We start from the raw sequence: 16278 nt of genomic DNA, 5'->3' as shown, positions 1-16278 counted from the left end.
ATTGTGCAGGCACAATTCAAAATCCGGACGCAATTACGCCAAGGCGAAATTGATATAGATGAAAATCCGCTTACATTCCGTGCTACCGTTTCGCTATCATACCGATTGCGCTACTTTGCATGGGAAGCGAAGCGGATTTTTTCCAATGAAGCTAGTATATTGACATTATCATGTGAGAAGGTGCAAGAGATGAAACAACTAACGACATACATGATTTTATTTAGCTGTGTATTTTTTTGGGCAAGTAATTTTATTATTGGTTCTATCCTTATTAATCATTGGGAGCCTATAGTAATTGCTATTTACAGACTAATAATCATTGTTCTTTTTTTAGGGTGTATTCATTGGCAAGCGATTGTCCATGTAACATTTACGCGTAATGATTTTTTATTATTAATGATTGCTGGCATTTTGGGTGTTGCCATTAATCATTACAGCTTTTATGCAAGTCTTCAGCATACTTCTCCCATTACAGCAGCCCTTATATTAGCCTGTGCACCAATTGTTACGTCACTACTTAATAAAATGATTTATAAGGAATATCGAAACAGTATTTTTTGGATAGGTACTATTATTTCGTTAATGGGCGTATCACTGATCATTACGAAGGGAGCCTTACTTGTTATTTCAATTGGTAAAGGTGAGATTCTAAGCTTGGTGACAATGCTAAGTTTTGCCCTGTTCCTTATTATTGTGAATCATCTTAGTCTAAAAATTCCGGCTGAGGCTATTACGTTTTATACAAATTTAGTAGGATTAATCGCGCTTACACCATTTGGTACAACTATATTGACGCAAAAGAATATGCCAGTGGAATTTCCATATTGGTTCCTTTTAATCGTGTCAGCCATAATTATTCATGGGATTAGTAATTTAATGTGGAATAGAAAAATGAAAGATATTGGCTCTACAAATGCCTCACTTTTGTTAAATTTTGAACCAGCCATTGCGATGATTTTAAGTGCCGTTTTTTTACAACAACTGCCCACCATCATTCAGATTTACGGCTCTTTATTGATTCTCTTAGGTATTCTGCTATGTGTTTATTATAAAGAAATAAAAGCTTTATCTTTTATAAAAAGAAAAGCGAGCTAAAAAGATGTTTGAATCGTTTCAGAGCATCTCTTTTTAGCTTGCTTAGCTTTGATTTTTTTTGTGTAATGTGTAATTTAAAAAAGCGATATATAGGATAGGAAGGAGTACGGTAATCATGACAATTCCCTGCCATTTAAAATGCAGCCAGATTGGACTGAGTAAAGTACTACCTGATGCAACACCTATATAATAAGAAACGAGATATAAACTGGATGCAAGCCCCTTTTGATGAATCGCTGTCCGGCTAACTGTTGCAGAGGTTAAGGCATGAGCGGTGAAAAAACCTAAGCATGCAATACAGAGCCCAACAATAATCATCATAAGGGAGGAGCTTAACGTTAATAAAATCCCGCACACTAATAGAAGTACTCCAAATGTTCGGATCATATTGATGCCGACTTTACCTGCAAGGGAGTTAGCAATTGGCGAACCAATAATTCCTAAGCCATATGCTAAAAAAATAAAGGAAATCGTTTTTAACGATAATAAGAACGGTGGTTCAGCTAAATAGTACGGGATAAATGACCACATTCCTGTAAAAGATAGCTGCAAAATGATCCCAAATCCAAAAAGAATTAATAAATTTGGATTTTTTAAATGCAGCCAAAAACCATGTAAATCCTTTTGAATAGTACGCTGATGGACTGAAAAATTTCTTGATTTTGGAAGGGTAAGCCACACTAGAATGAATATAATGCCACCCAAAAGTGCTAAAGAGAAAAATGCAACCTCCCAAGATTTATTTTCTGTCAGATAGCCCATCATCAGACGACCAATTGTTCCACCTAGAGCATTACAGGAAATGTAAAGTGCTGTTGCAAAGCCCATTGATTGTTGATTTATTTCTTCACTGATATAGGCAAGTGCTGCTGCGGGCACACCAGCAATCGCAAAGCCTTGGATAAAACGCAAAAAAATAATCATAGAAAAAGAATCCGTTAAAGGCATTAAGAGAAAAGGGATAATCGTTAAAACAATCGAAAGTCGAATAAACAGGACTCGTCCATATCGATCAGATAAAAAACCTAAAACAATTAACCCGATAATTACGGATAAAGTTGTTACAGACATGGCCAGACTTGCAGTGGAGACAGAAATTTGAAATTGCTCTGTAAAAAAGGGGAGCAGCGGCTGTACTGAGTACATTGCTGCAAATACAAACACCGAAGCTCCTCCTAAGCTAATCACAATTGTCCAAAATTGGCGATCCTTAATCGAATACCTCTTTGTCAATGATTCCATAGAGAGGCCCTTATTTCATTTGCTCTGGTAACCAAAGTGATAATTGTGGCAATAAAACCACTAAACCTAAGAAAATAATCATTAAAACGATAAAAGGAATGACCCCTTTTACAACCTCGCCTAGCTTTTCTTTAGCAATTCCACTTACGACAAAGAGATTCAGTCCCACTGGCGGTGTAATCATGCCAAGCTCCATGTTAATTGTCATAATAATAGCAAAGTGAATCAGGTTAATATCGAAATGTGCTAGAATCGGTAATAGAATTGGCAAAGTAATTAAAATAATGGATACAGCCTCTAAGAACATCCCCATAACAAAGAATAGAATATTAACAATTATCATGAATATCCACTTGTTCATATCACTTTCGGCAATCCATGCGCCAACCTGCTGTGGTACTTGTGCATTTGTTAAATATAGTCCAAATAATGAAGCAGCACCGATAATTAAGAAAATCATGGCTGTAATATTAATGGACTCTACCAAGACCTCCCGGAAATCCTTTAGCTTCATTTCTCGATAGATAAACAGGGATACGATAAGACCATAGAAAACGGCAATAACGGCTGATTCAGTTGGTGTTACAACCCCTGAATAGATTGTTCCTAAAATTAAAAATGGTAAAAATGCACCCCAAATTGCTTTTAAAGATTTACGACCACGCTCACTCCAAGAAGCTGGTGCATCTCCTTTAAAACCATTGCGTTTCGCATAAAAAATAGCTGCCACTATTAAAATGCCTGTTAATGCAAGTCCTGGAATAACACCAGCCATAAATAATTCACCAATGGATTGCTCTGATGTAATACCATAAATAATTAGCGGTACACTTGGTGGAATTAAAATACCTAATGTACCACCAGCGGCAACAAGCCCCATAGAGTAGCGCTTCTTATAGCCAGCAGAAATCATCGCAGGAATCATGATAGAACCAATTGCAGCAGCCGTTGCAGGTGAAGAGCCTGAAATCGCTGCGAAAATAGCACAGGCGATGATTGTTACAACAGCAAGACCTCCAGGAAGATGGCCAATCCATGCACGTAAGGCTTCAATAAGATATTTTGAAATTCCGCCACGCGCCATTAATACCCCCGCAAGGACGAAGCCTGGAATTGCCATCATCGGGAACGAATCTAGTGCAGTAAAAATACGCTGAGGAATCATATTCATATTAAAATCAATTTGGAAGAACACAAGAATTGTCGATAGTGCTAAACTAATCGCGACCGGTACTCGTAGGAATAGTAATAAAAAGAAACTAAGTAAGAGGATTAGCATATTCTTCGTCCTTTCCTCGTAGAATGTTGATTAATCTTTCTACGAATCTTAGTAAAAATAAAAGGCCTGAAATCGGTAAAACTAAGTATACAATCCACATTGGTATCCCAATATCAAGTGATACCATGCCTGATGTATAACGGTTTTCTACTAAAACAAAGCCGTAATACGTATAAATTAAACAAAAGGCAATGCTTAACCCAGTTGCTACTAAATCCAGTACACGTTTCATAGAAGGCTTTAATTTATCGTATAAAATATCTACTTGAATATGTTGATTGTGGCGAAGGGCTAAGCCAAATCCTAGAAATGTACCCCAAATAATTGAATAACGAGCTAATTCCTCTACCCATGCTTGCGGTTCATTGAATATGTAACGCATAATTACGCCATAAAAAATAAGAACTACACCTGCTACAAAAAAGATTCCAGCTAGGATTTCTTCTAAATAGCCCCAGATTTTATGTAAGGCCTTCATTCAATTGCCTCCTTCATGTATATATTTGAAAAGGGAATGATGATTATTCATCATTTAAGTACAAACGGGTGCTTAATCTCCCACTATAGTAATGTTGCTGCTTGTAGTGAGCGTCTTAGCACCCGTTCGTACAGGTTTTGTGTAAGCGATTTATTAAAATTCAATAATTCCCCATCTTTATTCAGCAGATCTTTACTGTGCCAAAGCGTAGTGTATAATGTTGACCTCAATTCCCTACGGATGGCACGGATTTTGAAAAAGAATCTGCATGAATTCTGCGGATTATACCTACAAGGCTCATCTGTATGATGAACCCTGTGGCTTATCCGTGAAAATGAGCAGATTCTTATTTAAACGATTTAATTCCCCGAATAGAAAGATTTTTTAATAACCCAAAATTACGTTATTTTAGATCACGAATACCATTAATTAATTCTTCAGTGATCACTTCACCAAACTCTTCATATACTGGTTCAAGTTTTGCTTTAATAGCTTCTTTTTGTTCAGTCGTTAACTCAAGAACTTCAATACCAGAGTTTTTAATGTTCTCGAATGATTTTGCATTTTCATCAGCAGCTAAATCCCAAGCTAGTTTCGTTGCTTCATCTAATGATTCTTCCACTGCTGTTAATAAATCAGCAGGAATTTTCTCCCAGAATGATTTGTTAACAAAGATTGCATAGTCAAGGCGACCATGTTCAGATACTGAGAAATATTTTTGAACTTCTTGGTATTTTTGTGTATCAAAGTTGTTGAATGTATTTTCTTGTCCATCAACTGTTCCTTGTTGTAAGGCAGCATATGTTTCACCAAATGCAATTGTTGCAGAGCCGGCATTTAGCGCTTTAAATTGAGCTTCTAATACTTTTCCTGCTTGTGCACGGAATTTCAATCCTTTAAAATCTTCTACTTTTTCAAGTGGATGCTTGTTATTTGAGAAATGTTTAAAGCCATTTTCCCAGAATACTAAACCTTTAATATCATTTGCTGCTAATTGATTCGATTCAAGAATTGTTTTAGCTACGTCAGAAGTAAAGAATTTACGTACGTGCTCTTCGTTCTCAAATAGATAAGGCATATCAACATATTGCCAACGTGGGTCGATTTTAACCATTTTTGTTACAGAAGGAGCAATCATATGAACATTTCCAGATACTAGCGCATCTAGTTCATCATTATCCCCATATAATTGTGAAGAAGGGTAAACTTCAACTTTTACTTTACCTTCTGTTTTTTCATCTACTAATTTCGCAAAAGCATCAGCTGCTTTTCCTTTTACACTATCAATTGATGTTACATGTGAGAATTTAATAACAAGCGGTTTGTCCTTAGTATATCCGCCATCACCCTCAGCTGCTGGTGCAGATGTTTCTTTTTTGTCACCACTACAAGCTGCAAGTGCTAAAACTAGTACAGCCATAAGTGACATGAAAAGCCATTTTTTCATTACATATCCCCCTAAATGTTATGATTATAGTTAAAAGGTGAACCTTTTTAACCCATGCTAGTGTTGTGATTGATTTTTAGGAAGTGCTTGGATATATTTTTTCCCATAGTTTTCTGCATAATAGCGATAAACAGGCTCGAATGCAGATTCCCATTCTTCCTTCTCTTCATCTGATAAATTGTAGATTTTAATGCAATCACATGCTTCCATTTCTTCAAGTCGCTCTGCTGTTAAATTTTCTGCAAGTTGCCATTCCCATTCTTGTACTTCCTTTAGTGTTTCTATGAGCAGAGTTTGCACATCTTCTGGTAGGGAATTCCAAAATTCATGATTCATTAGCAGTAAATAACCAAGATAGCCATGGTTACTAATCGTTAAGTAGTCTTGTAGTGAATGTAAATTTTTGCTTGTAATGTTTGTCAGCGTATTTTCCTGACCATCGACATTGCCTCTTTGTAGTTGATGAAAAACAGTATTGAAGTCAATGCGTTTTGGATAGGCCCCAACAATGGAAAACTGTTCAGATAAAACATCACTTGGCATAATCCTCATACGCAAGCCATTCAAATCTTGCACAGTTTCTATAGGTCGAATACTATTACTAAATTGCTTAAATCCACTATCCCAAACGCCCATGGAAAATAGATTATGAGCATTTAATTTTGTCATTAACGATTGACCAACATCACTGTTGACATATGTATGCACTTCATCTGCATTTTTAAATGCATAGGGTAGATCCATAACTGACCACTCTGGTACAAGCGTTGTAATTTTTGAAATAGCAGGGGCAATCATTTGAATATCCCCACGTAATAATGCATTCATTTCTTCGCCATCTTTATAAAGAACCCCATTTGGAAACACTTGAATCTCGACATGTCCATTACTACGTTCTTTGATTAGCTCTGCGAATTTTACGGCTGCCATTCCTTTCGGTGTATTTTCACCAACTACATGTGAAAATCGAATAACGATTTGTTCCTCATGACTTAACTGCTCATTGTCGGTAGGGTAAACGTCTTCCTGACATGAAACTAACAGAATTGTTATGAAAATGAGAACGCTAACAAAACTGCGTGCAAAACGATTACTCCACATACAAATTCACCCCTAATCTCTATAAGATGTGAACGATTTTCATTGTAGTTCATTTCATTAAATACTCAATATTATGGTTTTAATGGACATTTTGGTATTTATGGTATATAACAATTTGTTATTTTAAAAAACTGTTACAAAACAGATCCAAAAGAAATCCTTATTAAAAATCTGTAAAGAAAAAGAACCTGCCTTATTCCTTGATACAAGCTAACAGAATACATTTCAATCTTATGTAGGAATTGGAATATATTCGAGGAAGGGCAGATTCTTGCTATTTAGTTAATAAACTAAATCTTTTTCTACTTAATGGAATAGTATTTTGTCGGACGACCTACTGTCCCGTATTGTAATTCAATCGAGACAGTTCCCTTAGTAGCCAAAAAATCCAAGTATTTACGCACAGTTACTCTGGCCATTCCGACATTTTGAGCTAGCTGCTCTGAGGTAATAGCTGCACGGTGTGTCGTTAAATAATCAAGAATCTGTTGCATTGTTATCGTGTTTAGTCCCTTGGGAAGCTCCGTTGTTTCATGCTGTATTCCTAGCCATTTGTCGATGTCCTCTTGATTAAATGCCTGCGAGCTTTGTAGCTTTTTGGTAGAGCTTTTGTATTGCTGCAATGCTTTTTCAAAGCGATCAAAACGAAATGGCTTGATGAGATAGTCGATGGCTCCCAGTCGAAGTGCCTCCTGAACTGTTGGCGCATCTCTTGCAGCAGTAATCATAATAATATCCGAGGGGACACGTTCTGCACGAAGCTTTAAGAATAGTTCCATGCCTGTCATATCTGGTAAAAACATATCGAGTAAAATTAGATTTGGCTTCTTTCTTATAATTTTGTCATAGGCTTCACGACCATTGACTGATTCACCCACGAGCTGAAAACCATTCAATTTATTTAAAAACCCTTTATTTACTTCAAGTACCATTGGATCGTCTTCTACGATAAACACTGAAAGATTACTCATTGTTCTTCAGTCACCCCTACTTCTATTGTAATGATTGTTCCAACATTGACGGTTGATTCTACTAGAATAATTCCATTGTTTGATTCCACAATCTGTTTCACAAGAGCAAGTCCAATACCATGACCATCCTTTTGTTTTGTGCTAAAGCCATAATCGAAAATCCGGTTTGGCAAACCAGTAATTCCCTTACCACTATCCTGTACTTCAATGAATAAATGATGTTTATGGCCAATTAATGTAATATGAACATCTTTATGAGCACATTCAAAGCATGCTTCCATTGCATTGTCCAATAAGTTACCAATAATAGTTACCATGTCACCACTGGAAAAACCACTCATAAAATCAACGAGCTTTGAGTCCTCATCAATTGTCAGCTCCACACCAAGCTCTTTTGCACGTGAAAATTTACCAAGTAATAATCCTTGAATCGAATAATCATGAATCTTGTCATGCAAGCTTTGAATAATCTCTTCCTCATCTGTAATTTCATCAATAATCAAGCTTAGAGCATCATCATCCCGTTCCAATTGTATTAATCCTGCAATACTATGTAAGCGATTCATATATTCATGTTGCTGAGCACGTAATGAATCCACTAGTATTTTTATGCCAGTTAATTCTTCAGCTAACATATTTGCTTCTTTTCGATCGGTTAGCATAATAAGGTAGCCAGCATTTTGTTCCATGATACGAATAGGAAAGGTGCGAACTAAGTACATTTGCTCAAACATCAATAGAGGTCTATATACTTCATGCTGTTGTAGCGTATCCTCTGCGAGCCAGGTTCCTTTAAACAAAGCTTTTCTAGAAATCTTCTGTCCGAAGAAATGTGTATATTGCCTTGCTAAACGATTAATAAAGGTGACATTACCGCTTTCATCAGTTGCTAAGATCCCGATATCCATCGCTTGAATAATACCAGACCGTTCTTCTACTAATCGGGCTATTTCGTAAGGCTCCAAATTAAAGGTTTGGCGCTTTAAATGATTGGCAACCCATACAGACCCACCTAAGCCGATGATTAATCCCCAAAAAAGAGACATCAGGATATCAAATTGATATTCATCTACAAGGTTATACCATTTTGGTGCAAGTAATCCGACAGTAATAACACCAACTTGCCTTGTACCTTCTTCATTCATTATAGGTACGAATGCTCTGATAGAATATCCTAAAACACCTCTTGCCTTCGATATATACTCATGCTGAGAAAAGGCTTCTATTTCGTCTCCACCTTCAAAGACTGTACCTAGCTTACTTTCTGATGGGTGTGAATAACGAATTCGATTCATATCAATAATCACAATATAATCTACATCAGTTGTTAAGCGAATACGCTCTGCAATTGGTTGAATAATTTCAAAACCAGCCGGCTTGCCTACATTATTTTGAACATCTGTAAGCTGTGATACAGTTCTTGCAATTGCGATCGCTCGTGCACCAAACTCTTTTTCAAAAGCTCCTCCAAGATTATGAATCATGATAGCTCCACTTGTGGCAATTGAAAAAATAACAATTATGAATGAAAAAATAAACATTTTTAGTCGTAAAGAAATATTTTTCATAGGAATGTGAAAGGAATAGGAGTACCCCCTTTACTTAATTCAACACCTCTTTAAATAAAGATAATTGTAAGACAATGAATCTTAGATGAACGAACAATTCTTGTAAAAAAATGATAAGAGTACATGGGAGGACCAAACTAGGAATTTCATTCTATTATAAATTAACATAAATAATTAGTTTGTTGTAATACAACTTTAGTTGAAAAGTACTGTTTTCATTTGTGTACTATAACAAATTTGTGGATGTAATTAAACACAGTGCTTTCTTATTACTTTATATAGCATCATTTGATTATGAGGAGGAGAGGAGTATCCCTTGTTTCCTAAAGAAAAATTTATATTTGAATAATAAAAATGAATAAGAAAAGATTATTCGAAATGGAATATACAAAACATGCATTATAATTATTTGGATATTAAACTAGAAAAAGGGAAAATTGATAACTAGATTTCTTTTTTACTTCCACTTTGTGTAGATAAATTTTGTGCATTTTAGTTTTAAAATTCTCTTTCGTTCTTAATATTTCTCTATGATAAAAATTTGATTATGTTGTTATTCGAGAGAAATGTGGTCAATATTCTAATCGAAAAAAGAGTAATATACGCCATGAGAATGTGAATATATGCACAAATAAAATTATTTTTAAATAATTTTAAGTTATGGAGATAATAGAGTAGAAAAATATTATTATCTAAAATATGTTGCGATTTCTCTTTGATAAGCGTTGTTTCACTTAGAGGCTGTAGGATTTATGACGGAGATATAATACGCTGATAAAGAAAATACTTTTTGGAGAAATAATATTTTTTAGAAAAACATCTTGCATTTGAATAATTCTAAGTGGTAAATTGTTTTACATGGACGTTCATAGAATTTTCACAGGTAGCAAAAGAGGGGAGAAATGAGAATTTATGAATAAAAATAGATGGTTAATTGCATTATCTGCAATCGCTATTCACCTTTCAATCGGTGGAGCTTATGCATACAGTGTATACAAGCTACCGATTGTCACAGAGATGGGATGGAGTGAAACAAAGGTAACGGTTGCCTTTACGATTATGATGGGGCTTGCGGGTTTTTCAGCCGCACTATTTGGTAGTTTAGTAGAAAAATTGGGGCCACGTAAATCTGCGATGGTAGCAGCTGTTCTATTTGGGGCGGGACAAGCTGGTGCTGGTGTAGCAATTTCAATGGATTCTGTAACATTGTATTGGTTAACATATGGCGTGCTAAGTGGATTAGGTATGGGGATAGGCTATATTGCGCCTGTATCAACATTAGTAAAATGGTTTCCAGACCGTAGAGGCTTGGCAACAGGTATGGCTGTACTTGGATTTGGATCTGGAGCATTAATTACAGCACCAGTAGCAGCAAACTTAATGGAGGCTGTAGGAATTTCTACAACATACTTTATTTTAGGGGCAAGTTATTTCACGTTAATGATTTTAGGGGCTTTATATATTGCACCGCCTGCACCTGACTATATGCCAGCAAACATGAAGGCTGCTGCAAATGGTGGTAAAGAAGTAGTAAAAAAAGATTTAGCAGTTATGTCTGCTCGTGAGGCTGTTAAAACAAAGCATTTCTGGATGCTATGGTCAATGCATTTAGTCAATGTAACAGCAGGGATTATGATGATTTCTGTCGCCTCTCCAATGGCCCAAGAAATTGTGGGATTATCAGTTGCGGGAGCTGCAGCAATGGTAGGTATTATGGGGTTATTTAACGGTGGTGGTCGTTTAATTTGGGCGGCTGTGTCTGACTATATTGGTCGTTCGAACGTCTTTGTTATTTTCTTTACGGCACAGTTAATTACATTTATTGTGTTACCACATACGACGAACGTGATACTTTTCCAAGCACTTATTTTCTTAGTTGTTAGTTGCTATGGTGGTGGCTTCTCGAATTTACCTGCATTTGCAAGTGATTTATTTGGTACAAAGCAACTAGGTGTTATTCATGGTTATTTATTAACGACTTGGTCATTAGGCGGTATTTTTGGTCCTTTACTGGTGAGCACAATTAAAAATGCTTATGGAAGTTACATTCCAGTATTCTATGTATTTGCTGGGTTAATCGCAGCATCATTAATTATTTCATTAACATTACGTGCAGATGTACGTAAACGAACAGCTTTAAAAGCAGCAGCACAAAATGTTGGAGACGTCTCCGCTACACAATAAACGTTACTTTCAATTCGCACTTGAAGGTACTAGGTCTTGACCATATAAGTATCATTTCGCACATGATGCTTGTATGGTTTTTTTGTTGTAGCGATTGTTATATAACAATAGATTAATCTTTGTTTAATGTATAACAGAGGTTGTCTAATGTCAATAACATTGCGGGAAATAAAGTGATTTCGCTACCAAAAGAGCAATTTCGAAACGAAAAGCAAACTATAGAAGTTAGGAGCAACATTTTAGCTATTGTTGAAATGTTGAATCTTTTCCTCGACTAAAGCGTATGTAAGGTAATAAGGAGTGATAGAAGATGGGGAAATTTTCTTTACATGAGTTCATCAATAAAACACAGCAGGATGATAATGAAAACGATTATTTTGAGCTAGAAACGGAACGTGTACTAGAGATCAATTTAGATGGAGAGGTTTGGTCTAAAATGGGCGCTATGATTTCTTACATAGGCGACATTAAGTTTGAGCGAGAGCGTGTACTGGAGCATGGATTAGGAAAAATGTTTAAAAAGGCACTAACAGGTGAAGGAACACAGCTTATGAAGGCAAAAGGTAAAGGGCGACTTTATTTAGCTGATCAAGGGAAGAAGGTTACGATTTTCGATTTGAAAAATGAAAGTATTTGCGTCAATGGCAATGATTTGCTTGCATTTGAACCAAGCATCGATTGGGATATTCATTTAATGCGTAAAATGGCAGGTATCATGTCAGGCGGATTGTTTAATGTAACTTTAAAAGGAACAGGGAAGGTAGCCATTACCACCCATTTTGAACCTTTAACACTATTAGTACGCCCAGGTGAGACGGTATATACCGATCCTCATGCCACAGTAGCATGGTCAGGTAATTTAGCACCTGAGTTTAAAACAGATATCAGCTTCCGTACATTTATCGGTCGAGGAAGTGGCGAATCCATTCAAATGGCATTTTCAGGTGAAGGTTTTGTCATTATTCAACCATTTGAGGAAGTTTATATGTCTAGCGAAAGCTAAAAAAAGCGTGTCCTAATTATTCAGGACACGTTTTTCAATGATAAGAAGTGTCTTATTCGCGTGGAAAATTATTTCAGTCCTGCGTTCATTCCAGCAATACGTCCGGTAACAAGTGCAGATGTAATATTATAGCCTCCTGTATAGCCATGAATATCAAGGATTTCACCGCAGAAGAATAAACCATTCTTTTTCTTAGAGGCCATTGTCTTCGGCTCTATTTCTTTAACAGAAATACCCCCACCAGTGACAAATGCCTTTTCAAGAGATTGTGTTCCACTTACAGTCATCGTAAAATGGACAAGCAAATGAGCTAAATGGCGAATTTTTTCCTGTGCTATTTCAGTGCCTGTCATTTGTACATCAATGCCAGCACGTTCACATAAAAACAATAGCCATCGTTCAGGGGCTATTCCTTTCCATACGTTTTTAACCGCTCTCTTTGGATCTTCTTTCCATAGCTTATTTAAGGATTGCAGACATGTTTCTTCATTATAATGGACAAGTGTTTGAATACGGATTGTCACTGGTTCATAGCCAGTTTTCATTAATTCTTTTACGATAAATTGGCTACAGCGTAAAATAGCAGGACCACTTAATCCGAAATGAGTAAAGAGCATGTCCATTTGATGGGTTACGAGCACTTTACCTTTTTTATTTAAAACCGAAACAGCAACCTCTCGTAAAGCCAGCCCCTGAAGCTCACGATTTTGTATAAAGTCTTCCTTCGAAAGCACAGGAACCTCTGTAGGGAATAACGTTGTAATTGTATGACCTGCGCGCTCTGCCCATGGATAACCATCACCAGTTGAGCCTGTTTGTGGAACCGCTTTTCCACCCACAGCCACTATTACAGCCTCGCTACGGACTTCTAAACCGTCTGCAATGCGTACACCAAGAATTTTTTCCTCATCCATTAAAAGCTTACTGACAGGGGTATTTAACCGAACCTCTACATGCAAACGCTGTAATTGACGGATTAATGCGTCAACAACATCTTGCGCGCGGTTAGACACGGGAAACATACGCCCATGATCCTCCTCTTTTAGGGCAACACCAAGCCCTTCAAAAAAGGCAATAATATCCTCATTATTATAAACTGTGAATGGGCTATATAAAAACCGCCCATTACCTGGTATATGTTTAACAATTTCTTCTATAGGTAAACGATTTGTCACATTACAGCGACCCCCACCAGAAATAGCAAGCTTTTTACCAAGCTTATTCCCTTTTTCTACTAGTAATACTTTCTTTTTTCGTTCTCCAGCAGCGATTGCAGCCATTAAGCCTGAGGGACCTCCACCTATCACAATTACATCATACATATATAGAAACTCACTTTCTGTTCAAATTAGGAATCCTTCCTATTATACATGAAGTCTATATAGAGGGGCTTCTTTCACATTGAAAATAATACGAAAGTGTTTTATAATTCCTTATCTCATCTAAACCGATGAAAAGTTAGTTTTTTGTTAATTCAAGAATCGGAATACGATTATCTATGTAAAACAGGCTACCCGATGAAAGTTTTTTTTTCTGTGTTGTCAGCATGAAATGAACGTCTATTCGTGCTATTATGGAAAAGGTTATGCACTAAATTATGAGGTGAAAAATAGAATGTGCGGATTTATAGGCTATATTAATGGAACAAATGTAATCGATCATCATCAAACGATTGAAAATATGATGAATACAATTATTCACCGTGGACCAGATAGCGGTGGTATTCACAGTGACGATAAAGTTACGTTGGGATTCCGACGATTAAGTATTATCGACTTGTCAGATGTGGCAAATCAACCATTGTACAGTGCAGATGGTAATATTGTGCTTGTATTTAATGGAGAAATCTTTAATTTCCAAGCGCTACGTGAAGATTTAATTGCTAAAGGACATACATTTAAAACACAATCTGATANNATGGTTATGTAGAATATGGTGTAGAGTTTGTTAAACAATTACGAGGTATGTTTGCATTCTGCATTTGGGATAAAAAGAATGATTTACAATTTATTGCCCGTGATGGTTTTGGTATTAAGCCGTTGTATTACTCAGAGAATACAACAGATGGAACCTTTATTTTCGGTTCAGAAATTAAATCCTTCTTACCCCACCCATCCTTTATTAAAGAATTAAATAAAAATGCCCTTCGTCCATATTTAACTTTCCAATATTCGTCAATGGATGAAACTTTCTTTAAAGGTGTGTTTAAACTACCACCAGCGCATTATATGTTAATTCAAAATGGGAAAAAGAAAATCGTGCAGTACTGGGATAAAAAATTCCATGCGAAAGAGGCACCAATTGAAAAATATGTAGAAGACATTCGTTCTACAGTAAGAGAATCAGTAGAAGCACATCAAATCAGCGATGTAAAGGTTGGTTCATTCCTATCAGGAGGAATTGATTCAAGCTATATAACGGCATTACTGCGTCCTGATAAGTCCTTCTCTGTTGGTTTTTCTGACTATGAAGATATGTTTAATGAAACAAACTTAGCAAAAGATTTATCAGATACATTAAACATTCAAAATGAGCGTAAATATATATCAGCTGATGAATGCTTTGAGGCTTTACCAAAAATTCAATGGCATATGGACGAGCCACAATCCAATCCATCTTCTGTACCACTTTATTTCCTTTCTGAGCTAGCTTCGAAGGACGTAACAGTTGTCCTTTCAGGTGAAGGAGCGGATGAAATTTTTGGTGGCTACTCATGGTATCAAAACTCAGGTAAAATGCAACAATACGAAAAAATTCCTTTTGGTATTCGTAAGGCATTACGAGGTCTTGCAGAGGCATTACCTAAAAATCAATACACAAACTTCCTTATAAAAGGTGGACAATCAGTCGAAGAACGCTTTATAGGTGAAGCGGTTGTCTGGGATGAAGAAGATGCATTAAATGTATTAAAACCAGACTATAAAAATGGTCCATCTGTTAAGTCCATAACAAAGCGTATCTATGATGAAGTACCTGGCGATGATGATGTGACAAAGATGCAGTACTTAGATTTAAATCTATGGATGCCTGGCGATATTTTATTAAAAGCAGATAAAATGAGTATGGCGCATTCAATTGAATTACGTGTACCATTTTTAGATAAAGAAGTAATGGAATTAGCGAAAAACATTCCATCAAGATATCGTGTCAACGACATTGATACGAAGTATGTGCTTCGTCAAGCAGCTCATCAGGAATTACCAGAGGAATGGGCAAAACGTCCAAAGCTAGGCTTCCCAGTACCAATCCGTCATTGGCTACGTGAAGAGAAATACTACAACATGGTAAAAGAAATGTTCACAACAGATTTTGCCAATAAATTCTTTGATACAAAGCAATTAGTAGGCTATCTCGATGAGCATTATGAAGGTAAGGCAAATCGTGGGCGCTATATTTGGACTGCCTATGTATTCTTAGTATGGTATAAACAATTTTTTATAGACATGAAATAGCTACTGAGTCGGTGGAGGTTTTTTAATCTCCACCGATTATTTTGAGCATTTTATTATCAGAATAAAAATAAATTTACTGTCTTTTTGATGGACTAGCCTAAAGCTAGAACTTTTTGATAGAATAATGCGTCTGTTTACCTATAAATATGTTAAGATTACAAGTGGTTTATGCAATTACGCTGGGGCGTAAATGATATCTTGTTTACAATTATCTTTGGCAGCGTTTGCATGTGGCGAAAGCAATTAAATTTACTTGTAACGAGTAAATCTGTTCCGTTGACTGCTAGAATTGCTCGGGTATTGTATAAAATTGCTCCGTTGCCAGTCAGAACTGCTCGGGTACCAAGTAAACCCGCTCCGTTGTCAGTGAAAACTGCTCGGGTGCCAAGTAAACCCGCTCCGTTGTCAGTCCAAACTGCTCGGGTGCCAAGTAAAACCGCTCCGTTGTCAGTGAAAAC

General features: G+C 36.4%; 12 protein-coding genes and 1 pseudogene. 5 read left to right on the top strand and 8 right to left on the bottom strand.

The features are described from left to right. The first annotated feature begins 3 nt into the window (after positions 1-3). Entirely contained in the window at positions 4-1095 is a 1092-nt protein-coding gene (locus B2R82_RS02575) for a DMT family transporter (RefSeq protein WP_286923370.1), read from the top strand. Positions 1096-1137: 42 nt separating this feature from the next. Here B2R82_RS02575 and B2R82_RS02570 read toward each other — a convergent pair whose 3' ends face one another. The 7 genes from B2R82_RS02570 to B2R82_RS02540 all read right to left on the bottom strand — a co-directional run bounded on the left by B2R82_RS02570 (position 1138) and on the right by B2R82_RS02540 (position 9181). After that, entirely contained in the window at positions 1138-2337 is a 1200-nt protein-coding gene (locus B2R82_RS02570) for an MFS transporter (RefSeq protein WP_286923369.1), read from the bottom strand. 10 nt (positions 2338-2347) lie between these two features. Then, positions 2348-3616 carry a TRAP transporter large permease gene (locus B2R82_RS02565; protein ID WP_054771378.1) on the bottom strand — a complete coding sequence of 423 codons (1269 nt, stop codon included), beginning with the start codon at positions 3614-3616 and terminating at the stop codon, positions 2348-2350. Beyond that, positions 3597-4094, bottom strand: coding sequence for a TRAP transporter small permease (locus B2R82_RS02560; RefSeq protein ID WP_283869230.1), 498 nt, complete (start codon positions 4092-4094; stop codon positions 3597-3599). The genes B2R82_RS02565 and B2R82_RS02560 overlap by 20 nt, the downstream gene beginning before the upstream one ends. A gap of 403 nt (positions 4095-4497) precedes the next feature. Continuing rightward, entirely contained in the window at positions 4498-5541 is a 1044-nt protein-coding gene (locus tag B2R82_RS02555; protein ID WP_286923368.1) for a DctP family TRAP transporter solute-binding subunit, read from the bottom strand. Between the two features lie 57 nt (positions 5542-5598). Then, the gene (locus B2R82_RS02550; protein ID WP_286923367.1) at positions 5599-6642 is read right to left on the bottom strand and encodes a DctP family TRAP transporter solute-binding subunit; all 1044 of its coding nucleotides are present in this window, start codon (positions 6640-6642) and stop codon (positions 5599-5601) included. A 302-nt stretch (positions 6643-6944) separates the two neighbouring features. Further along, positions 6945-7613 carry a response regulator gene (locus B2R82_RS02545; protein ID WP_286923366.1) on the bottom strand — a complete coding sequence of 223 codons (669 nt, stop codon included), beginning with the start codon at positions 7611-7613 and terminating at the stop codon, positions 6945-6947. Further along, on the bottom strand, positions 7610-9181 hold the full coding sequence (locus tag B2R82_RS02540) for an ATP-binding protein (protein WP_286923365.1): 1572 nt from the start codon (positions 9179-9181) through the stop codon (positions 7610-7612). Before B2R82_RS02540 ends, B2R82_RS02545 begins: the two co-directional genes overlap by 4 nt. Positions 9182-10093: 912 nt before the next feature. Between B2R82_RS02540 and B2R82_RS02535 the strand changes: the two genes are divergently transcribed. Further along, a complete protein-coding gene (locus B2R82_RS02535; RefSeq protein WP_286923364.1) occupies positions 10094-11365 on the top strand; it encodes an L-lactate MFS transporter in 1272 nt (423 codons plus the stop codon). 310 nt (positions 11366-11675) lie between these two features. Beyond that, the gene (locus tag B2R82_RS02530) at positions 11676-12368 is read left to right on the top strand and encodes an AIM24 family protein (RefSeq protein WP_054771381.1); all 693 of its coding nucleotides are present in this window, start codon (positions 11676-11678) and stop codon (positions 12366-12368) included. 68 nt (positions 12369-12436) lie between these two features. On the opposite strand, the gene B2R82_RS02525 is transcribed toward B2R82_RS02530, so the two are convergent. Next, the gene (locus tag B2R82_RS02525; RefSeq protein WP_286923363.1) at positions 12437-13690 is read right to left on the bottom strand and encodes an NAD(P)/FAD-dependent oxidoreductase; all 1254 of its coding nucleotides are present in this window, start codon (positions 13688-13690) and stop codon (positions 12437-12439) included. A 292-nt stretch (positions 13691-13982) separates the two neighbouring features. Here B2R82_RS02525 and asnB point away from each other — a divergent pair. Both asnB and B2R82_RS02515 read left to right on the top strand, forming a co-directional pair. Further along, positions 13983-15820 (top strand): annotated as a pseudogene (gene asnB / locus B2R82_RS02520) (asparagine synthase (glutamine-hydrolyzing)). 228 nt (positions 15821-16048) lie between these two features. Beyond that, a partial coding sequence (locus tag B2R82_RS02515) for a hypothetical protein (protein WP_286923362.1) occupies positions 16049-16278 on the top strand: 230 nt, incomplete at its 3' end.

Source organism: Lysinibacillus sp. UBA6686, from assembly GCF_002455205.1.
GTDB lineage: Bacteria > Bacillota > Bacilli > Bacillales_A > Planococcaceae > Lysinibacillus > Lysinibacillus pakistanensis.
The sequence above is the reverse complement of the archived record's forward strand: the minus strand, read 5'-3'. Positions and strand labels throughout refer to the sequence as shown.